General features: G+C 35.2%; 21 protein-coding genes, 1 riboswitch and 1 other annotated feature. All 21 genes read left to right on the forward strand.

What is annotated here, in order from left to right:
* The first annotated feature begins 14 nt into the window (after window positions 1-14).
* The 21 genes from mutM (at window position 15) to hemB (ending at window position 21,521) form a co-directional block, all read left to right on the forward strand.
* Complete coding sequence (mutM, locus tag SHYC_RS05980) at window positions 15-887, forward strand: bifunctional DNA-formamidopyrimidine glycosylase/DNA-(apurinic or apyrimidinic site) lyase (protein WP_039645328.1); 873 nt, start codon at window positions 15-17, stop codon at window positions 885-887.
* 15 nt (window positions 888-902) lie between these two features.
* The gene (gene coaE, locus SHYC_RS05985; protein ID WP_039645330.1) at window positions 903-1,511 is read left to right on the forward strand and encodes a dephospho-CoA kinase; all 609 of its coding nucleotides are present in this window, start codon (window positions 903-905) and stop codon (window positions 1,509-1,511) included.
* Window positions 1,512-1,904: 393 nt separating this feature from the next.
* Window positions 1,905-2,915, forward strand: coding sequence for a glyceraldehyde-3-phosphate dehydrogenase (locus SHYC_RS05990; RefSeq protein ID WP_039645332.1), 1,011 nt, complete (start codon window positions 1,905-1,907; stop codon window positions 2,913-2,915).
* 165 nt (window positions 2,916-3,080) lie between these two features.
* Entirely contained in the window at window positions 3,081-3,548 is a 468-nt protein-coding gene (gene nrdR, locus SHYC_RS05995; RefSeq protein ID WP_037565510.1) for a transcriptional regulator NrdR, read from the forward strand.
* Window position 3,549: 1 nt separating this feature from the next.
* Complete coding sequence (locus SHYC_RS06000) at window positions 3,550-4,917, forward strand: replicative helicase loading/DNA remodeling protein DnaB (RefSeq protein ID WP_039645335.1); 1,368 nt, start codon at window positions 3,550-3,552, stop codon at window positions 4,915-4,917.
* Window positions 4,914-5,837: a primosomal protein DnaI gene (gene dnaI, locus SHYC_RS06005; RefSeq protein WP_039645337.1), complete on the forward strand. Its 924-nt coding sequence runs from the start codon at window positions 4,914-4,916 to the stop codon at window positions 5,835-5,837. The genes SHYC_RS06000 and dnaI overlap by 4 nt, the downstream gene beginning before the upstream one ends.
* Window positions 5,838-6,130: 293 nt before the next feature.
* Window positions 6,131-8,068: a threonine--tRNA ligase gene (thrS, locus tag SHYC_RS06010; protein ID WP_039645338.1), complete on the forward strand. Its 1,938-nt coding sequence runs from the start codon at window positions 6,131-6,133 to the stop codon at window positions 8,066-8,068.
* Window positions 8,069-8,122: 54 nt separating this feature from the next.
* Window positions 8,123-8,297, forward strand: a riboswitch (Lysine riboswitch).
* Between the two features lie 122 nt (window positions 8,298-8,419).
* Window positions 8,420-9,928: an amino acid permease gene (locus SHYC_RS06015; RefSeq protein WP_039645341.1), complete on the forward strand. Its 1,509-nt coding sequence runs from the start codon at window positions 8,420-8,422 to the stop codon at window positions 9,926-9,928.
* 41 nt (window positions 9,929-9,969) lie between these two features.
* Window positions 9,970-10,103: a sequence feature (ribosomal protein L20 leader region), on the forward strand.
* 26 nt (window positions 10,104-10,129) lie between these two features.
* Window positions 10,130-10,657 carry a translation initiation factor IF-3 gene (gene infC / locus SHYC_RS06020; protein WP_082021572.1) on the forward strand — a complete coding sequence of 176 codons (528 nt, stop codon included), beginning with the start codon at window positions 10,130-10,132 and terminating at the stop codon, window positions 10,655-10,657.
* A 27-nt stretch (window positions 10,658-10,684) separates the two neighbouring features.
* Window positions 10,685-10,885 carry a 50S ribosomal protein L35 gene (gene rpmI / locus SHYC_RS06025; protein WP_037565503.1) on the forward strand — a complete coding sequence of 67 codons (201 nt, stop codon included), beginning with the start codon at window positions 10,685-10,687 and terminating at the stop codon, window positions 10,883-10,885.
* A gap of 59 nt (window positions 10,886-10,944) precedes the next feature.
* Complete coding sequence (rplT, locus tag SHYC_RS06030; RefSeq protein WP_039645345.1) at window positions 10,945-11,301, forward strand: 50S ribosomal protein L20; 357 nt, start codon at window positions 10,945-10,947, stop codon at window positions 11,299-11,301.
* Window positions 11,302-11,519: 218 nt separating this feature from the next.
* Window positions 11,520-12,131: an NUDIX domain-containing protein gene (locus tag SHYC_RS06035; RefSeq protein WP_039645347.1), complete on the forward strand. Its 612-nt coding sequence runs from the start codon at window positions 11,520-11,522 to the stop codon at window positions 12,129-12,131.
* Between the two features lie 9 nt (window positions 12,132-12,140).
* Window positions 12,141-13,064, forward strand: a complete 924-nt coding sequence (locus SHYC_RS06040) for a hypothetical protein (protein WP_039645349.1) — start codon at window positions 12,141-12,143, stop codon at window positions 13,062-13,064.
* A gap of 84 nt (window positions 13,065-13,148) precedes the next feature.
* Window positions 13,149-14,462, forward strand: a complete 1,314-nt coding sequence (gene tig / locus SHYC_RS06045) for a trigger factor (protein WP_039645351.1) — start codon at window positions 13,149-13,151, stop codon at window positions 14,460-14,462.
* A gap of 212 nt (window positions 14,463-14,674) precedes the next feature.
* Complete coding sequence (gene clpX, locus SHYC_RS06050) at window positions 14,675-15,937, forward strand: ATP-dependent Clp protease ATP-binding subunit ClpX (protein ID WP_039645352.1); 1,263 nt, start codon at window positions 14,675-14,677, stop codon at window positions 15,935-15,937.
* A 69-nt stretch (window positions 15,938-16,006) separates the two neighbouring features.
* Window positions 16,007-16,594 (forward strand): ribosome biogenesis GTP-binding protein YihA/YsxC, encoded by a 588-nt coding sequence (yihA, locus tag SHYC_RS06055; protein WP_039645354.1) that lies wholly within the window; start codon window positions 16,007-16,009, stop codon window positions 16,592-16,594.
* A gap of 122 nt (window positions 16,595-16,716) precedes the next feature.
* The gene (hemA, locus tag SHYC_RS06060) at window positions 16,717-18,057 is read left to right on the forward strand and encodes a glutamyl-tRNA reductase (RefSeq protein WP_039645356.1); all 1,341 of its coding nucleotides are present in this window, start codon (window positions 16,717-16,719) and stop codon (window positions 18,055-18,057) included.
* A 14-nt stretch (window positions 18,058-18,071) separates the two neighbouring features.
* Complete coding sequence (gene ccsA, locus SHYC_RS06065) at window positions 18,072-18,908, forward strand: cytochrome c biogenesis protein CcsA (protein WP_039645358.1); 837 nt, start codon at window positions 18,072-18,074, stop codon at window positions 18,906-18,908.
* A gap of 21 nt (window positions 18,909-18,929) precedes the next feature.
* The gene (gene hemC / locus SHYC_RS06070; protein WP_039645359.1) at window positions 18,930-19,856 is read left to right on the forward strand and encodes a hydroxymethylbilane synthase; all 927 of its coding nucleotides are present in this window, start codon (window positions 18,930-18,932) and stop codon (window positions 19,854-19,856) included.
* Window positions 19,857-19,866: 10 nt separating this feature from the next.
* Window positions 19,867-20,547 (forward strand): uroporphyrinogen-III synthase, encoded by a 681-nt coding sequence (locus tag SHYC_RS06075; RefSeq protein WP_039645361.1) that lies wholly within the window; start codon window positions 19,867-19,869, stop codon window positions 20,545-20,547.
* Window positions 20,544-21,521 carry a porphobilinogen synthase gene (gene hemB / locus SHYC_RS06080; RefSeq protein ID WP_039645363.1) on the forward strand — a complete coding sequence of 326 codons (978 nt, stop codon included), beginning with the start codon at window positions 20,544-20,546 and terminating at the stop codon, window positions 21,519-21,521. Before SHYC_RS06075 ends, hemB begins: the two co-directional genes overlap by 4 nt.
* Window positions 21,522-21,526: the final 5 nt, after the last annotated feature.

The raw sequence follows: 21,526 nt of genomic DNA on the forward strand, positions 1-21,526 counted from the left end.
AAGTAGGGAACACATTGCCAGAATTACCAGAAGTTGAGCATGTAAAACGTGGGATTCAACCATTTATTGAAGGTGCCAAAATCGTCGATATTACCTTTTCTGATAGTATTATCGTAGGGAAAGCGCATGGAAAAGACACGATTATCAAAGGCATTAGTTTAGAATCATTCAAAACATATACATTAGGCTATACCATTAAGCACGTGTATCGCAGAAGTAAATATATACTTTTTGATATCGTGAATGATACGCAATATCGTCAATTGATTTCTCATTTAGGTATGGCGGGAGGATTTTTTGTCGTTAAAAAAATAGAAGATATTAATATCGCCAATTACCGAAAACATTGGCATGTAGTCTTTCATCTAGATAATGACTGGATACTCGTATATTCAGATATTAGACGTTTTGGTGAAATAAGAAATGTTGAAAGTTTGGAAGCGTATCCATCTATTTTGGAGATTGCCCCTGAACCCTTTGATGCTGAAGCGTTACCGCATTATTTGGCACAATTTGAGGTAAATCGCTTTAAAAAAATGCCTATTAAGCGTATGATTTTAGAACATCGCGTGATTTCTGGGTGTGGTAATATTTATGCATGTGAAGCGTTGTTTAATGCGAAAGTAAATCCACACCGTTTAGCACAAGATTTGTCACATGAAGAGCGCATTAACGTATTTCATTGTGTTGTAAAAGTCTTAGAAATGGGTATTTTACATGGAGGTACTAGTATTTCAGACTACGTTCATGCAGATGGTCAACGAGGAACAATGCAAAATAATTTGAAAGTATATAAGCAAAAAACATGTTCAGAATGTCAATGTACAATTGAAACTGCAATCATTGGTGGTCGAAATACACATTATTGTAAAAATTGTCAAACTTAAGGAAGAAGGTATGTTATGTCGAAGGTCATTGGGTTAACAGGCGGGATTGCAACGGGTAAATCCACTGTCGCAGAACTTTTAAGAGCACACGGTTTTAAAATTGTAGATGCGGATAAGGCATCTAGAAAAGCTGTGGAAAAAGGTTCAGAAGGGTTAGCGCAAGTTTGTGCCGAATTTGGAGACCAAGCTTTAGATGAAAATGGTGAAATGAATCGTCATTATATTGGACAACAAGTGTTCTATGATGATGTTAAACGTGAAAAATTAAATGCGATTATACATCCTATTGTAAGGACGCTTATGGAGTCGGAAAGAGATCAATATTTAGCTGAAGGCTATGACGTTGTAATGGACATCCCGTTACTATACGAAAATGGTCTTGAAAATACAGTTGATGAAGTATGGTTAGTTTATACGTCGCCAAGTATTCAAATTGATCGTCTTATGGAGCGAAATCAATTATCTATAGAGGATGCAAAAGCGCGCATATATAGTCAAATCTCTATCGATAAAAAGAGTCGCATGGCTGATGTTGTTATTGATAATTTCGGTACAAAACTTGAACTAAAACAAAATCTTGAAGAAGTTTTAGCTAAAAAAGGCTATCTTAACGAAGTAGAATAGACAATTAAAATAAATGCAATAACCAATAAAGTTCATCAACGGATGAATTTTATTGGTTTTTTTATGCCATAAATTTGGCTGTCCTACATGCGTTATTAAGTAGACACGATCAATTAATCTTCTAACAAACTTTAAAAAAGGGGGCGTAGGCGTAATCGCGTTTCATAAGTGTCTATAAATCACTAAAAAACGATTGCTTTTATCAAATTACATGTGATTTGATATGTTCGTAATGTGACACGTTATTATATTGGTGGCGTTTGCTTGCGCTGCCAAAAATGAACAAATCACATTTTATAAGTAAATTTTATTAGCGCAAACGGTTTCATTTTCGTTTAATTATGATATACTCTTAAATATAAGTATAACACATTAACAAGGAGTGCTTTTTTCATGACGACAAAGATTGCGATTAACGGTTTAGGCCGTATCGGCCGTATGGTTTTAAGAATTGCATTAAATAGAGAGGATATTGAGGTCGTTGCGATTAACGCAAGTTATCCACCAGAGACGATTGCACATCTTCTTAAATATGATACAACTCACGGACGTTTCAACAAAGACGTTCAACCAATTGAAAATGGGATTAAAGTAGATGGCAAAGACATTAAATTAGTCTCTGATCGCAACCCTGAAAATTTACCTTGGAAATCTCTAGAAATTGATGTAGTTATTGAAGCAACTGGTAAATTCAATCACGGTGATAAAGCAGATGCGCACATTAAAGCGGGGGCAAAAAAAGTTTTATTAACAGGACCTTCAAAAGGCGGACATGTCCAAACTATCGTAAAAGGTGTCAATGATAAAGATCTAGATGTTGACACGTATGACATTTTTAGCAATGCATCATGTACAACAAATTGTTTGGCGCCTGTAGCGAAAGTATTAAATGATCATTATGGTATTGAAAATGGGTTGATGACGACAGTTCATGCTGTGACGAATGATCAAAATAATTTGGATAATCCGCATAAGGACTTACGTCGTGCGCGCGCAGCATTTGAAAGTATTATTCCTACATCAACTGGTGCAGCTAAAGCGCTTGCATTAGTGTTACCGGAACTTGAAGGTAAATTACATGGTATGGCATTACGTGTACCAACTAAAAATGTATCACTCGTGGATTTAGTGGTAGATTTAAAACAACCGGTTACTAAAGAAGAAGTCAATCAATTGTTTAGAGATCATCAACTCGGCGGCGTCATTGATATTGTAGATGAACCGCTCGTATCAGATGACTTTAAAACAGATAGTCATTCAGCTATTATAGATGCGCAATCTACTATCGTTATGGGAGATAGAAAAGTAAAAGTACTCGCTTGGTATGATAACGAATGGGGCTACTCTACTCGCGTTGTGGATGTATTACAACAAATAGCAAATGCAATTAAAGTTACAGTTTAAGTTGTAAATGGATAACATATATGTGGTTTAACGCTAAAAAGAGGATTTTTCTCGATTAGGGTCAAGGTGAAATGTATACCTTGATCCTTTTTAGTTACTGTCCTTTTGATATTAAATTAGTTTGTAGTATAATGAAACAAAATTACTGAAGAAGGTGAAAAAGTCGTGAAATGCCCTAAATGTCAACATACGCACGCCCGTGTTGTGGATTCAAGACATGTAGATGACCTAAATGCAATTAGAAGAAGACGTGAATGTGAACATTGTGGAACACGTTTCACAACTTTTGAGCACATTGAAATGAGCCCGCTCATTGTTGTAAAAAAAGATGGTACGAGAGAGCAATTTAACCGTGAAAAAATATTAAATGGTTTGGTGCGTTCTTGTGAAAAGCGGCCGGTACGTTTTCAAAAGTTAGAGGAAATAACGAACCAAGTAGAATGGAAGTTAAGAGATTCTGGTATGGCAGAAATATCTTCTAGAGATATTGGAGAGCATGTAATGGATTTATTAATTGACGTTGATCAGGTATCTTATGTGAGATTTGCATCTGTGTATCGTGAATTTAAAGATGTGGATCAACTGCTAAAATCTATGCAAGGTATTATTAAAGACAATAGGCGGAGTGAGTAATATGGTGACTATGTATACGAATCAACTTCATGCACATGATGGTTTTGTGGTCATACGTCCTTATTATAACCATCGTCTGCATCAAGAAGTGCTCAATCGCCTATTTATTCCACTTATCGGCGCGGATGCAGTGAGTTATTATCAATATTTAGAACAATTTTCAGCGAGTCGTTTTGATTCAGGTTACACACATTATACAATCATGTCAGAATTAAAAATTAACTTATTAAAGTTTCGTGAAAAGTTGGATTTATTAGAAGGTATTGGACTGCTTAAGACTTATGTGAGACATTCAAATCAAACTACACAATTTGTTTATGAGCTTATTGCACCACCGTCACCGTATCAATTTTTTAATGACCCAATGTTATCCGTATATTTTTATCAAGTTGTTGGTCAATCGCGCTTTCATGATATCAAACGTTTTTTTATTCCTAAAACAATGGATTTAAAAGAATTTACAGATGTGACTAAAAAATTCACGGATGTATTTAAAGTACCTCAACAATCACAACGTACAAATGAAAGAGATCTTGTTGAACATGATTATGCAGGTATTGATTTATCTGATGTTTATTTTGATTTTGATTTATTAAAAGACATGTTACAAACGCATTATGTGAGTCGCGATGTCATTAGTGAGCCGAATAAAACGACAATTATTCAACTCGCTACATTGTATCGTTTATCTCCAGATGTCATGAAAACAGTCATTTTAAAATCACTAAATAGTGATCAAAGTCTTTCTATTCCTACATTGCGTAAAACAGCGCAAGAATATTATATGATTGAAAATCAACAAGAATTGCCGTCACTTGTTGCTTCAAAAGTCACGACGTCGTCACAAACAACACAAGAATCAACGAATACAGAGGTGACAAATTGGGAAGAATGGTATGATATGTTGGATAATACTAGTCCGATTGTCATGTTGACTTCTTGGGGGGATGCGGAACCCACACCGCAACAAAAAGCGATGATAGAAGATTTGATTACGCGAGAAAAATTAAGTTTTGGCGCTATCAATGTATTACTTCAATATGTCATGTTAACAAAAGACCAAAATCTACCTAAAAATTATGTTCTTTCCGTTGCTTCGAGTTGGAAGAAAAATAAAGTGACAGATGCGAGATCTGCACATGAGCTTGCTCAAAAAATAAAACAAAACCAAACACAAAGTTATACAAAATCTCAACCCTCTCAGTACCGCTATAAACAACAGATGCAATCGTTAGAGAAAACGCCACGGTGGTTAACCCATCCAGAAGAATTTGAGCTAAAAAAAGAAGATCAAGCACATCTTGAAAAGGAAAAAACAGCTTTTTTAAATAAGTTGAAGAACAAAAAACGGGCAGGTGAAAAAGAATGAAATCATTTCGTCACATTATGGGTTCGAATGATGCCTTTGAACAGCGTATTGCTAAAATTAAACGTGATGTCTTAAAAGATCCAGATGTTAAACGATTTTTAGACGACCATCAACAAGAATTAACGAATCGTATGATTGATGAAGATTTGAATATACTTCAAGAATATAAAGACCAACAAAAGCATTGTGATGATGACCATTCATTTGAAAACTGTCCAAACTTTGTAAAAGGACACATTCCCGAATTGTACATTGAAAACAATCGCATAAAAATCAAATATACGCCATGTCCTTGTAAAATCAAACATGATGAAGCAAAGTTTTATAGTAATATGATTACTTCCTTTCATATGCATCCCGAAACGTTAAATGCAAAAATTAAAGATATTTATATGAATCGAAGAAATCGTTTAGAACTTGCGATGCGTTTAGATGATATGATAGATCAAATTATTGCGAAACAACCGACGCAAGGCCTTTATTTATATGGAGAATTTGGTACTGGAAAATCATTTATATTAGGCGCAATTGCTAATGAACTTAAAAGTAATCGCGTACCATCTACAATTATTTATGTACCGGAATTTATCCGTACCTTAAAAAATGGCTTTAAAGATGGTTCGACGGATCGTCGAGTTAAAGAAGTGAGAGAAGCGCAGGTATTATTTTTAGATGATATTGGTGCTGAAGAAATATCTCCGTGGGTAAGAGACGAGGTGTTAGGACCGATTCTACACTATCGTATGATACAAGATTTACCTACGTTTTTTAGTTCGAATTTAAACTTAGATGAACTTGAACATCATTTATCTGTGACAAGAGGTGGGACTGAAGTGACTAAAGCCGCTCGAATTATGGAGCGAATTAAAACTTTAGCCGAACCTTATCGATTAGAGGGAGAAAATTATAGAAAACGTTGAAAAAAAATTAAAAAGCGCTATAATGAAAGTAACTAAATGACGACAAAAATAGAGGATAAGATGTTATATAGTCTATTATACAGAGAGCTACCGTTTGATGAGAGTGTAGTTAATAACGTATAGCATTACTCCCTCAGTATGACATTTGTAATGAATGTCCGGCTCAAGACCGTTATCTTAAGTAGAGTTTGCATAGCTTTATATGCATTACTAGGGTGGTACCGCGATGACCTCGTCCCTATATTGGGATGGGGTCTTTTTATTTTAGTCGTTAAAATTTGAGGAGGATGTATATGTCACAAATCATGATTCGTTTTCCAGATGGAAATGAAAAAAGTTTTGAAAAAGGGATAACAACTGAAGAAATAGCGCAATCGATTAGTCCAGGTCTTCGTAAAAAAGCAGTCGCAGGGAAATTCAATCACCAAATGGTCGATTTAACACGTCCATTAGAAGAAAATGGTGAAATAGAAATTATTACACCAGGTAGTGAAGAGGCCTTAGAAGTTCTACGTCATTCAACAGCGCATTTAATGGCACAGGCGCTAAAACGCTTATATGGAGATGTAAAGTTTGGGGTGGGGCCTGTCATTGAAGGTGGTTTCTATTATGATTTTGATATGAATGACAAAGTATCAAGTGATGACTTTGAAAAAATTGAGAAAACAATGAAACAAATCGTAAACGAAAACCATCCTATTACGCATCGTGTTGTGAGTCGGGATGAAGCAAAAGCATTTTTTAATGATGATCCATATAAACTAGAATTAATTGAAGCGATTCCTGAAGATGAGAAGGTTACGCTATACACACAAGGTGAATTTACAGATTTATGTCGTGGTGTTCATGTGCCAACAACAGCTAAAATTAAAGAATTCAAATTGTTATCTACTGCTGGAGCATACTGGCGAGGAGATAGTAATAACAAAATGCTTCAACGCATATATGGTACTGCATTTTTTGATAAAAAAGAATTAAAAGCACATTTAAAAATGCTTGAAGAACGTAAAGAGCGTGATCATCGTCGTATTGGTAAAGATTTAGAACTCTTCACTAACAATCAACTCGTAGGTGCTGGCTTACCATTATGGTTGCCAAATGGTGCTACGATACGACGTGAAATTGAACGGTATATTGTAGATAAAGAAGTAAGTTTAGGATACGATCACGTCTACACACCAATCATGGCGAATGTCAATCTATATAAAACATCTGGCCATTGGGATCACTACCAAGATGATATGTTCCCAGTCATGCAACTTGATGAGGATGAAGCGATGGTACTTCGTCCAATGAACTGCCCGCATCATATGATGATTTATGCGAATAAGCCACATTCATATCGTGAATTACCGATACGTATTGCAGAATTAGGTACAATGCACCGTTACGAAGCGAGTGGTGCAGTATCGGGGTTACAACGTGTGCGTGGTATGACGTTAAATGATGCACATATCTTTGTACGACCTGATCAAATAAAAGATGAATTTAAACGAACTGTAAATATGATTATAGACGTGTACAAAGATTTTGGTTTTGAAGATTATCGTTTTAGATTAAGTTATCGTGATCCTGAAGATAAGGAAAAATACTTCGATGACGATGATATGTGGAATAAAGCGGAATCGATGTTAAAAGAAGCAGTTGATGAACTTGGTCTTCAGTATGAAGAAGCATTAGGCGAAGCGGCATTTTACGGTCCGAAATTGGATGTTCAAGTAAAAACAGCGATGGGTAAAGAGGAAACATTATCTACAGTTCAACTTGATTTCTTATTGCCTGTCCGTTTCGACTTAAACTACATTGGTAAAGATGGTGAACAACATCGTCCTGTCGTGATACACCGTGGTGTCGTATCTACAATGGAGCGTTTTGTGGCGTTTTTAACTGAAGAGACAAAAGGTGTATTCCCAACATGGTTAGCACCGCAACAAGTAGAAATTATTCCAGTAAACGTTGAGTTGCATTACGATTATGCGAGACAACTTCAAGATGAATTAAAATCTCATGGTGTGCGCGTTCATATTGATGATAGAAATGAAAAAATGGGGTATAAAATACGTGAAGCACAAATGAAAAAGATTCCATACCAGCTTGTAGTAGGGGATAAAGAAGTTGAAAATCATGAAGTGAATGTTCGTAAATATGGCTCGAAAGATCAAGAGACAGTTGAAAAAGACACGTTTATTTGGAATTTAGTCGATGAAATTCGTTTGAAAAAGAAAAGATAACTTGTCATTCAGAGCACTTTAAGCTATAGTATATACAAATCTAAAATTTAATAAAATTTAGTTAGAGGTTGCGTCTTTAATAAGTCGTTTGTCAGAAGTCGAATGGGGCATATGTTGCACAAATTAAAGGTAAAGACGCCGAAATAAAAGTTGATCCATCAACAACTTTTATTGGGCTGGTTTTCGAATAGGGACCAGACTGTCACAATAGTGGTGTGCTATCTATGTTGAAATATAAAAACAAAGGTTGCATCCTCGATGTAACCTTTGTTTCTTTTTAAACAAAATACACATAAATCAAGGTAACGCAATGTTTACACCTACCTCTAAGTAAAGGGAAAGGATGTATTTATGAGTCAGGGAAATTTAGAAAATGAAAACACGGTTCAAAGGCACCTAAAAGATCGACACATTTCGATGATTGCTATTGGGGGTGCGATAGGTACAGGTTTATTTATGACGTCTGGTGGTGCTATTGGAGACGCTGGACCATTGGGAGCTTTGTTAGGCTATGCAATAATTGGTATTATGGTCTTTTTCTTAATGACATCCTTAGGGGAGATGGCGACCTATCTACCTGTATCAGGGTCATTTAGCACATACGCTACTCGGTTTGTGGATCCTTCTTTAGGATTTGCTCTTGGATGGAATTATTGGTTTAACTGGGTCATTACCGTCGCTGCAGATGTCACAATAGCTGCTCAAGTTATACAATATTGGGCGCCATTACAATTTTTACCAGCATGGGCATGGAGTTGCTTGTTCATGTGTATCATCTTCAGTTTAAATGCTTTATCTGTCAAAGTTTATGGCGAAAGCGAATATTGGTTCGCATTTATCAAAGTAGCAACAGTCATTATTTTCATAATCGTAGGTTTACTCACTATTGTGGGGATTATGGGCGGCCAAGCTGTAGGATTTGATACGTTCACGAAAGGCGATGGACCGATTTTAGGTGGTAGCTTTGGTGGTAGTTTACTTGCTGTTTTTGGTGTGTTTTTAATCGCCGGCTTCTCATTCCAAGGCACAGAACTTGTTGGTATTACAGCAGGCGAATCTGAAAACCCACAACGCGCAGTGCCGAAAGCGATTAAACAAGTTTTTTGGCGTATATTACTTTTCTACATTTTAGCTATTTTCATCATTGGGATGTTAATTCCATATGATAACCCAGCATTGATGGGTGGCGGAAATGATATTGCAACATCACCATTTACATTAGTATTTAAAAATGCGGGATTGGCTTTTGCAGCTTCATTTATGAATGCAGTTATTTTGACATCTGTATTGTCTGCAGGAAATTCAGGTATGTATGCAAGTACACGCATGCTGTATTCAATGAGTAAGGATGGACTCGCTGCACGTATTTTCGGAAATACAAATAAAAACGGCACGCCGATTATCTCAATGCTTGCAACAGCTACGATTGTTGTCCTAATCTTCATCGTTCAACAAGTAAGTGGTAACGCGTATGAATATATTGTAGCTGCAAGTGGCTTGACTGGATTTATTGCGTGGGTTGGTATTGCAATAAGTCATTATCGCTTTAGAAAAGCATTTGAAGCGCAAAATTATGATAAAGACAAACTGGTTTATAAAGCAAAATTATTTCCATTTGGCCCAATACTCGCTGGTGTTTTATGTGTAGTTGTGATTATCGGTCAAGATGTAGACTTCATTCAAAGTGGTAACTTTGATTTTAATCGTTTCCTAATCACGTATATGGGTATTCCAGTGTTTTTAGGATTCTTTCTCTACCATAAGTTGAGATATAAAACAAAATTAATACCTTTAAATGATGTGAACTTAGATCCTTCTATTTCAACGAAAGAAAAAAACTTTCAGAAACATGTTGACTAATTCGTAACAACTTGGTATAGTTATTTTTGTTGATTACGAAACGGACCAAGTAGAAGCACCCGCTTCTCACCTGTAGCGACGCATCAAGCAGTTGGCAGGTAAACGATAAACATGTGAAGAACGTTCATGTTATTGAAGAGGCGGGGACATAAGATGTCCTCGCTTCTTTTTGTACTTGGACCATTCGTAAAACTATTGGAGGTGTCAACCATAGCTAAGGATCAAACGCAAGTAAACGAAAAGATTCGCGCAAAAGAATTACGTGTTATCGGTCAAAACGGTGACCAAATTGGTTTGAAAACCAAACATGAAGCATTAGAGATGGCAGATCGACTAGGATTAGATGTCGTTGTTGTTGCACCTAATGCAAAACCGCCTGTTGCTCGTATTATGGACTATGGTAAGTACAAATTTGAGCAACAAAAGAAAGAAAAAGAAATGAAAAAGAAACAAAAAATTATCAACGTGAAAGAAATTCGTTTAAGCCCAACAATTGAAGAACATGACTTCAATACGAAACTTAAAAACGGACGCAAATTCTTATCAAAAGGTGATAAAGTTAAAGTTTCAATTCGTTTCAGAGGGCGTGCAATTACACATAAAGAAATCGGCCAACGCGTTTTAGAAAAGTTTGCAGATGAATGTAAAGACATCGCATCTGTTGAACAAAAACCTAAAATGGAAGGGCGTCAAATGTTTCTTATGTTAGCGCCAACTAACGAAAAATAAACAACGATTAAATAGGAGGAACTCACTATGCCTAAAATGAAAACTCATCGCGGAGCAGCGAAACGTGTTAAAAGAACTGGATCTGGTCAATTAAAACGTTCTAGAGCGTACACTTCTCACTTATTCGCTAACAAATCTACAAAACAAAAACGTCAATTACGTAAAGCATCATTAGTATCTAAGAGCGATGCAAAACGTGTAAGACAGTTATTAACATACGTTAAATAATTTAAGCATTCGTAAAGGTATGAATGACATACCGTAAGAGATAAAAGGAGGAATTTATTATGCCACGTGTTAAAGGTGGAACAGTAACAAGAGCGCGTCGTAAAAAGACGATCAAATTAGCAAAAGGTTACTTTGGTTCAAAAAGTACATTATATAAAGTAGCAAAACAACAAGTAATGAAATCAGGTCAATACTCATTCCGTGACCGTCGTCAAAGAAAACGTGATTTCCGTAAATTGTGGATTACACGTATCAATGCTGCGGCACGTCAGCACGACATCAGCTACTCACGTTTAATGAACGGTTTAAAAACAGCTGGTATTGATATTAACCGTAAAATGCTTTCTGAAATTGCAATTTCAGATGACAAAGCGTTCGCTGAATTAGTAAAGAAAGCAAAAGACGCTTTAAAATAAACCTTAATAAAAAATGCTTTTCACGACTAAAGAGAGATACTTTTAAGTGAAAAGCATTTTTATCTTTGTGTGCATGTAGTTTCTTCAATATAATTTAGACGAAAATATGGGGTTAAATGAGAATAAACCATGTGTAGGCTGTCATTGATATGGTATATCACTTTTCGTTATACCCATTCTCTGATACGATTAAGAAAATGAATATAAAGGAGAACATTATGTCGAAATTTGATGAACAAATCGCTGTCGTACAACGTGATTCGTTGTTCAACCAGGAAAAGAATGCTTTTAATGGTTTTATTTCTAAAAGTGATGCGAAGAGTATTGAAATTTTTAACACATTAGACCAGTATGAAGTTAAAAGACGTGGGGATATGGAAGAGGATCCATCTTATAAACAACTTATATCTTACTGCATACTTGAAAATGAAAATGGCGACCTTTTAGTCTATGAACGTTTATCAGGTGGTGGTGAAGCACGACTACACGGACAAGGCTCTATTGGTGTAGGTGGGCATATGAATGATGTTCCAGATGCACAAACCATCAATGACTTAATTATTGTCAATGCGAGTCGTGAGCTTGAAGAAGAGGTGGGGCTCCATGTTACAAGTGCATCACAACTTGAACATGTTGGATTTATCAATGACGACTCTAACGAAGTGGGTAAAGTTCATATTGGTATTGTTTTTAAAGTTAAAGTCAAAGCCAATGACATAGAAGTTAAAGAAACAGATACATTGAAAATAGAATGGAAGTCTCTTGAAGACATCAATGATTTAAATCAATTCGAATCATGGAGTGCGCTTATTTTACAAGATTTGAAATAGGTGATAAAGATGAGTGAAATAATTCCATTTCCAAAGCGTAAACATAAGATCGAAAAAGATATGATCGCCTTTTTTAATCAAGGCGATTATGAACGTGTGTATGATTTATTCATTACGTACGAAGCATCTTTTGAGTTAACGTCACAATTAGCACTAATGAAATGCGAAACATTATGGGAGTTAAAGTCATACCTTGAATTAAAAGAAGAGGCAAACATTTTATTGTCACAAGGATTTCAACCTTATGATACTTTTATGATTTATTATGTGAAAAGTTTATTTGAACTAAAACAATATCATGCTGTTATCGAGGTTATTAATCAAGTCATAGATGAAGTTAACGAACATCAAACACGCTTAGTATTTTTACCTATTAAAGATCAAGCGACGGCAGAACTTAATAAGCGTAAAGATTATTTTCATCACCAATTGCAATCTTTCTTTAGTCTTTCTAATGGTGAACAAACGAAATTGTTATTAGATTTAATTGATGATCATGCTTATCAATATGCAGATACATTTGCATTTTATATCAAACATGAATCCCTTAATCATCGGCTAATGACGCTTATTCTTGAATATTTAAAATTTGCACGCTATGAACAACCGCTTCATATTGAAAAATTTGGCTTACACACAGAGGTTAAACCTCATCGTTTAAAAGGCGTTTCACACACAAGCTTCAGCAATCAACTGATGCCAAAAATCATCGAATGGTTAGAGAAAGCAATGCCATCATTAGTAAGTGAGGCGTATGTGCACCTCAATACACACAATATCGCGTTGTATCCTTTTGAAATTGCTTCAATTGATACTATTGACCATTGGTTGAAAGCCTATCAAATATATTTTAAATCCTTAACAGGCGAAGAAAACAAAAAGGATGACGACTTACATGCATTGGTTGAACTTATAAATTTATTAAATACATAGGCGCTTGGGTTTATCACTACGCCAACCTATGCTATAATGAAGAAGTTGAAAAATTTTAATAGTATATCATGGAGGTTTATACACATGACAGCAACTTGGGAAAAGAAAGAAGGCAACGAAGGGTTATTACAAGTAACTGTTCCTGCTGAAGAAGTAGATAAGGCTTTAGATAAAGCATTTAAAAAAGTAGTAAAGCAAATTAACGTTCCTGGCTTCCGTAAGGGTAAAGTGCCACGTCCAATTTTTGAACAACGTTTTGGTGTTGAAGCGTTATATCAAGACGCTGTAGACATTTTATTACCAAAAGCATACAGCAATGCAGTTGAAGAAGCTGGTATTAATCCAGTAGATCAACCTGAAATTGAAGTTACTCAAATTGAAAAAGGTAAAGAATTCAAATTTGATGCGACAGTTACTGTAGAACCTGAAGTTGAATTAGGTGACTACAAAGGGTTAGAAATTGAAAAACAAAATACTGAATTAACAGATGAAGAAGTTGAAGAAACTGTTCAACAACGTTTAGAAGCAATGGCTGATATGGTTGTTAAAGAAGACGGTAAAGTTGAAGAAGGCGATACTGTAAATCTTGACTTCGATGGTTATGTTGATGGTGAACAATTTGAAGGTGGACAAGCTGACGGTTATGATTTAGAAATCGGTTCTGGTATGTTTATCCCAGGATTCGAAGAACAACTTGTTGGATTAGCAGTTGGTGAAGAAAAGGATGTTGAAGTAACATTCCCTGAAGAATACCACGCTGAAGAATTAGCAGGTAAACCAGCAACTTTCAAAACAAAAATCAATGAAATTAAATCAAAAGAAGTGCCAGAATTAGACGACGAGCTTGCGAATGAACTTGATTCTGAAGCAAATACTGTAGATGAATATAAAGAAAACTTACGTAAGCAATTAGCAGAAAATAAAGCGACTGAAGCTGAAAATACACAAAAAGAAGAAGCAATTACAAAAGCTACAGATAATGCTAAAGTTGATATTCCAAATGCGATGATTAAAACAGAAGAAGATCGCATGGTACAAGAATTCGCACAACGTTTACAACAACAAGGATTAAACCTTGAAACGTACTTCCAAATTTCAGGTCAATCTGAAGAGGATTTACGTGGTCAAATGAAAGAAGATGCAGAACAACGTGTGAAAACGAACTTAACATTAGCTGCGATTGCAGATGCTGAAAATATCGAAGCAACAGACGAAGATGTTCAGAAAGAACTTGAAACAATGAGTACTCAATTCGGTATTTCTGTAGACGATATTAAATCAACTTTAGGTAACACTGACATCGTTAAAAATGACGTACGTGTGAAAAAAGTTATTGATTTATTAGTTAAAGAAGCTAAGCTTGTTGAAGCGACTGAAGCAGAAGAAAGCGACAAATAAGCTTTGAGATAATGAAATATGCTGATAGGGTTTCATTTCTCAATTTAAATAGTAAATGAATAGTTGCGGGGGTGAGTGTTTGAAGCCAAGTGATGCACATCGGTTTCACATTCACTCCCATCTTATTTTATGCAAATAACTTGATAGGCTATCCATTTGCGTAATAGAATGCTTTTTAGTATAGTCATAGAAGAACAGGGGTGTAATCAATTATGTTTAAATTCAATGAAGATGAAGAAAACTTAAAATGTTCTTTCTGTGGTAAAGATCAAGACCAAGTCAAGAAGCTTGTAGCAGGAAGTGGCGTATACATTTGTAATGAATGTATCGAACTTTGCTCTGAGATTGTTGAAGAAGAATTGAATCAAAACGAAACAGAAGAACTTACAGAATTACCCACACCAAAAGAAATTATGGAACAATTAGACAGCTACGTTATCGGTCAAGATAAAGCTAAAAAATCGTTAGCAGTAGCTGTATATAACCATTATAAACGTGTTAAACAATTAGGGCCTAAAGATGATGACGTTGAGTTACAAAAAAGTAACGTTGCGCTTATAGGACCGACTGGTAGTGGTAAAACCTTATTAGCCCAAACATTAGCCCGTACACTCAATGTACCATTTGCGATTGCAGACGCAACGAGCTTAACTGAAGCAGGTTATGTTGGCGAAGATGTAGAAAATATTCTTTTACGTTTAATCCAAGCTGCAGATTTTGATATTGATAAAGCTGAAAAAGGAATCATTTACGTAGATGAAATTGATAAAATTGCTCGTAAATCTGAAAATACATCGATTACACGTGATGTTTCAGGTGAAGGTGTGCAACAAGCATTATTAAAAATATTAGAGGGTACGACTGCAAGTGTACCGCCACAAGGTGGACGTAAGCATCCAAATCAAGAATTTATTCAAATCGATACTACAAATATTCTATTTATTCTTGGTGGTGCGTTTGATGGCATTGAAGACGTGATTAAACGCCGTTTAGGAGAAAAAGTCATTGGATTTGCAAGTAGCGAAGTATCAAATTATGATGATGCATCATTATTAGAACATATTCGTCCTGAAGATTTACAAACGTATGGCTTAATCCCTGAGTTTATTGGTCGTGTACCGATTGTTGCAAATTTAGAAACACTTGATGTTGAAGCGTTGAAAAACATTTTAACACAACCTAAAAACGCATTAGTGAAGCAATACACAAAGATGCTAGAACTCGACGATGTTGCATTAGAATTTACAGATGATGCACTTAATGCAATAAGTGAAAAAGCTATTGAACGTAAAACTGGCGCTCGTGGGTTACGTTCAATTATTGAAGAAGCTTTAATAGACATTATGTTCGATGTACCTTCAACGGAAAATGTTGCAAAAGTTGTAATCACTAAAGAAACAATTGTTAATGAAACTGAGCCTGATTTATATGATTCAGAAGGAAACCTTTTAAACGATAAGAAAACTTCTGCATAACGATAGGCATCAATATAGGCCTAAGCTGAATGTAACGATTCAACTTAGGCTTTTTTATGAGGTGGAAACATGAATATTAATCCAAATAATGTAGATATTATTATTAGTGCAGTAAAACCTGATCAGTACCCTGACATTGGCTTACCCGAAGTAGCGCTAAGTGGTCGTTCCAATGTTGGTAAATCATCATTTATAAATAGTATGATAGGTCGTAAAAATATGGCAAGAACATCTCAACAACCAGGAAAAACCCAAACGTTAAACTTTTTTAATCTTGATCATCAATTGATTTTTGTCGATGTACCAGGATATGGTTATGCTAAAGTAAGTAAAAAGCAAAGAGAAGCGTTTGGGAAAATGATTGAAACGTATATTACTCAACGTGAGGCATTAAAACTGGTGATTCAATTGGTTGACTTAAGACATCCACCAACTGAAGATGATGTATTAATGTATGATTTCTTAAAATATCATGACATACCTACTTTAATCATCGCGACGAAAGAGGATAAAATTCCTAAAGGGAAAATTCAAAAGCATATTAAAATTATTAAAGAAACGTTAGAGCTTGAAAAAGGCGATCAAATTATAAGTTACTCCTCAGTTGATAAAAAGAATCAGCAATTAATTTGGGATGCAATTAAGACGCACCTTTAATGCTGAGTTTGACAAATTCTTGACAACACAATTTAACAACTTATAAAAAAAGGCAATAATAATTAGAATGACTTTAATGTATGTTATAATTTGGGTATTGTAGACTTAACGGGGGCGTTATAATGTATATAATTTCTGTAAGTGTGAATCATCACACTGCGAATGTATCATTAAGAGAAAAATTAAGTTTTAATAACGCGGACATGTGTCGCGTACATGAAACATTATTTGAAACAAAATCGATTTTAGAAAATGTGATTGTTTCAACTTGTAATCGTACTGAAGTGTATGCGATTGTGGATCAAATTCATACGGGTCGCTATTATATTCAACGCTTTTTAGCGCGTGAGTTTAATTTTGAGGTCAATGAAATCAAGCAATTTACTGATGTAAAAATCGAAGACGAAGCTGTGGCTCATTTATTTAGTGTAACCTCTGGATTAGACTCCATTGTATTAGGTGAAACACAAATATTGGGTCAAATTCGTGATGCCTTTTTAACTGCGCAAAAAGCAGGGACGACGGGGATTATTTTTAATGAATTGTTTAAACAAGCAATTACATTCAGTAAGAAAGCACATCACGAAACGGATATCGCTGACCACGCCACAAGTGTGTCCTATGCTGCAGTAGAGTTGGCTAAGAAAATTTATGGAAAATTGTCCCGTCGTCATGCCCTTGTGATTGGTGCTGGTGAAATGGCAGAACTCGCAATCATGAATTTAAAAGGTGCTGGTGTTACGGATATTACCGTCATAAACCGAACATTTGAGCGGGGTGAAGCTTTAGCTGACAAACATCATATTTCAGTGGGAGCCATCGGTGATTTGAAACATTACTTAACTGGCGCAGACATCGTCATTAGTTCTACCAGTGCGGAAGGGTTTATGATTACTAAAGATATGATTGAATTAAGTCATGAAATAAATAAAAATCGTCAACAAGTTTTAATTGATATTGCGGTACCACGTGATATTGAGCCACTAGATACGGTTAATTCTAATATATTTATTTATGACGTGGATGATTTAAAAGGGCTTGTTGATGCAAATATGAGAGAACGTCAAAAAGCCGCTTCACTTATTGCAGAACGCATTCCAAATGAAATTGAAAAACATAATGAATGGGTAAAAATGTTAGGTGTCGTCCCAGTCATTCGAGCATTACGTGAAAAGGCCATGGCCATTCAAGAAGAAACGATGTGCAGTATTGACCGTAAGTTGCCACATTTATCAGATCGTGAACGTAAAGTGATATCTAAGCATACAAAGAGTATTATTAATCAAATGCTTAAAGATCCAATTAAACAAGCGAAAGAAATAAGTGATGACAAATATTCTGAAGAAAAATTGGCCCTATTTAAAGAAATATTTGATTTAGAAGTGACGTCGGATTATAAAACTGAGGCTGCAGAAAAAAAGAAACATATACTTAAACAGAGGTTTTTCTTACTAGATAATTAAAGAATGGTGATGCTATGGAAGAAGCATTTTTTATTAGATTTCATGAGTGTATCTTTATCATTTATTTAATCAGTGTACTCACTTTAACGATTGATGTTTTGCATAAAAATAGTCGTTTTCAAAATGTTGGTTTTTATACGTTAGGTTTCGCTTGGGTTCTCCAAACCAGTTCACTCATACTATATATTTTTTGGATGGGTCAGTTACCACTGACGTCAATAATTGAAAGCTTTTACATTCTAACATGGTTGATATTAACCATAACTTTTGTTTTTGCAGTTTTTAGAAGCTCAGCTTATCTTATTGCTTTTTTGAACCTTATCGGTTTAATGTTTATGGCGATTCATACGTTTCATCCAAACCAATTTAAGTTAAATGGTTCACGCTTAAACGTGGTTAACGAGTTGTTAATCTTCCATATTTCTTTTGCACTCGTAAGTTATCTCTTTTTTGCAATTGCATGTGTTAACGCGATATTGTATTTAATTCAGTTTCGCAATTTAAAAGAGAAACGTTTTAACCAAGATTACTTTAGAATCGGTAGTGTTGCAACATTAGAAAAAGGAGTGTTCTTTAGTTCGTTTATCGGGGCTATGTTACTTTTAATAAGCATACTCTTAGGTATTCAATGGGGCATTTTTACTATCGGTAATCACATATTTATAGATTTGAAAGTCATCTCATCAATCTTAATATTATTTTGTTATGGATTTTATATTATATTTAGATTGTTGCGCAAGTTCTCAACACTTGCGTTAATTTATGTCAATATTGGACTGTTCATATGTTGTATGATTAATCTTATCGTTGTGACGCAACTGTCAGATTTTCATCAATGGACAGGTGTATAAATTAGTTTTGGAGGATATGTTATGCGTAAATTGGTCGTAGGCTCTAGACGAAGTCAGTTAGCTTTAACACAAAGTAAGCAATTCATAGATAAACTTAAAGCAATTGACCCCTCTTTAGATATTGAAATAAAAGAAATTGTTACAAAAGGGGATCAGATTGTAGATCGTCAATTGTCGAAAGTAGGGGGTAAAGGATTATTCGTAAAAGAAATTCAAAATGAACTCTTTAAAAAGAATATTGATTTTGCTATTCATTCGTTAAAAGATGTACCGAGTGTACTTCCTGAAGGTTTGGTAATTGGGTGTATTCCGGATAGAGAATCTGCTTTAGATGCATATATTGCCAAAAACCATATTCCACTTGAAAAGTTACCTCATGGAAGTATTATTGGGACGAGTTCATTGCGAAGAGGTGCGCAAATTATTGCAAAATATCCACATTTAAAAATTAAATGGATTCGTGGAAATATTGATACAAGATTACGCAAACTTAATGAAGATAACTATGATGCCATTATATTAGCTGCAGCTGGACTCAAAAGAATGGGTTGGTCAGATGATATTGTCACATCATATTTAGATGAAACTTTGGTACTGCCTGCTATTGGACAAGGTGCGTTAGGCATTGAATGCCGTGCTGATGATGAAGAATTACTCAAGTTACTTCAAAAAGTACATAACCCAGATGTTGCAGCTTGTGTGACTGCAGAACGTACATTTTTAAAGGAAATGGATGGTAGTTGTCAAGTACCTATCGCTGGGTATGCACGTATGACAACGCAAGGCACAATGCAATTTAAAGGATTGATTATGTCTACAGATGGTCAACAGCGTTTTGAATATGAAGCGGAAGGCAAACATCCTGAAGATTTAGGTAAACAAGTAAGTCAGCAACTTAAGGCGCAAGGTGCTGATGCAATTATTCAAGCTTTAAATGAATCACATTGAGGTGTTAAGAATGAAGCCCATTGTTTTGATGACGCAAACACATACATATGAAGACGCACGTGTAAGGATTAGACATTTACCGTTTATTAAACCTGTGCCGCTATCATTTGATGAACGTGTGTTAAAGTCTCATTATGATTGGCTTATTTTTACGTCTAAAAATGCTGTGAATATGTTTCGTCCATACTTGGAACATGTTCACATAAAAAACATCGCTGGAATTGGTGAAAAAACAAAACAATATTGTGATAGTATTGGATTAGAAGTCAGGTTTTATCCAAACGATTATTCACAAGAGGGTTTCTTGAAAACGCATCCAATTCAAAAAGAGGATGTTGTACTTATGCCTTCAAGTATAAAAGCACGACCGTTATTAACAGATAGCCTTATTTCTCAAGGGATACAAGTAACGAAAATTGATTTATATGATATTCAAGTTGTACAGACGTCTGTCAACTGCGCTGTTCAAGCTATGAATGAAAATCAAATTGATGCTATAACTTTTGCCAGTTCATCTGCAGCGCATGCTTTTTTTAAAACAGCTCCACCAAAACGCACACATTTTTACTATGCCATTGGAGAACAAACGGCTAGGACGATTCAGCAATATGGTCATACTTGTATTAAAGCGGATCAACAGACTTTAGAAAGTCTAATTACTAAAATAATTGAAGAGAGGTCAAAAACATGAATTTTGATAGACATAGAAGATTACGCGTTTCATCAACAATGCGCTCTATAGTACGCGAAACACATTTACGTAAAGAAGATTTAATTTATCCTATCTTTGTCGTTGAAAAAGACGATGTAAAAAAAGAAATCACTTCTCTTCCCAATGTATACCAGATTAGTTTAAATCTATTGCATGAAGAAATTAAAGAAGCATATGACTTAGGTATTCGCGCATTTATATTTTTTGGCATACCGAATAAAAAAGATGCTTGTGGAACAGGGGCATTCATTGATGATGGTGTGATTCAAAAAGCAACACGTATTGCCAAAAAACAATATAATGATATTTTAGTGATTGCCGATACATGTTTATGTGAATATACAGATCATGGCCACTGTGGGTTAATTGATGACCATACACATGATGTAGATAATGATAAAACATTACCACTGCTAGTTAAGACTGCTATTTCTCAAGTGAAAGCAGGCGCAGATATTATCGCTCCAAGTAACATGATGGATGGGTTTGTTGCGGAAATTCGTAAAGGTTTAGATGAAGCGGGATATCAACATATTCCGATTATGAGTTATGGCATTAAATATGCTTCAAGTTTCTTTGGGCCATTTCGTGATGCAGCAGAATCTACACCGTCATTTGGTGATAGAAAAACGTATCAAATGGATCCAGCGAATCGCTTAGAGGCACTTCGCGAATTAGAAAGCGATCTTAAAGAAGGTGCGGATATGATGATTGTGAAACCTGCATTAAGTTATTTAGATATAATTCGAGATGTCCGAAATAATACGAACATTCCAGTAGTTGCATATAATGTGAGTGGTGAATACAGCATGACGAAAGCAGCTGCACTTAACGGTTGGATTGATGAAGAGAAAGTCGTAATGGAGCAAATGATTTCTATGAAGCGTGCAGGTGCGGATTTAATTATCACATATTTTGCGAAGGATTTATGTTATTACATTGATAAACAATAGGAGGA

The organism is Staphylococcus hyicus, from assembly GCF_000816085.1.
In the GTDB taxonomy this organism is placed as follows: Bacteria; Bacillota; Bacilli; order Staphylococcales; family Staphylococcaceae; genus Staphylococcus; species Staphylococcus hyicus.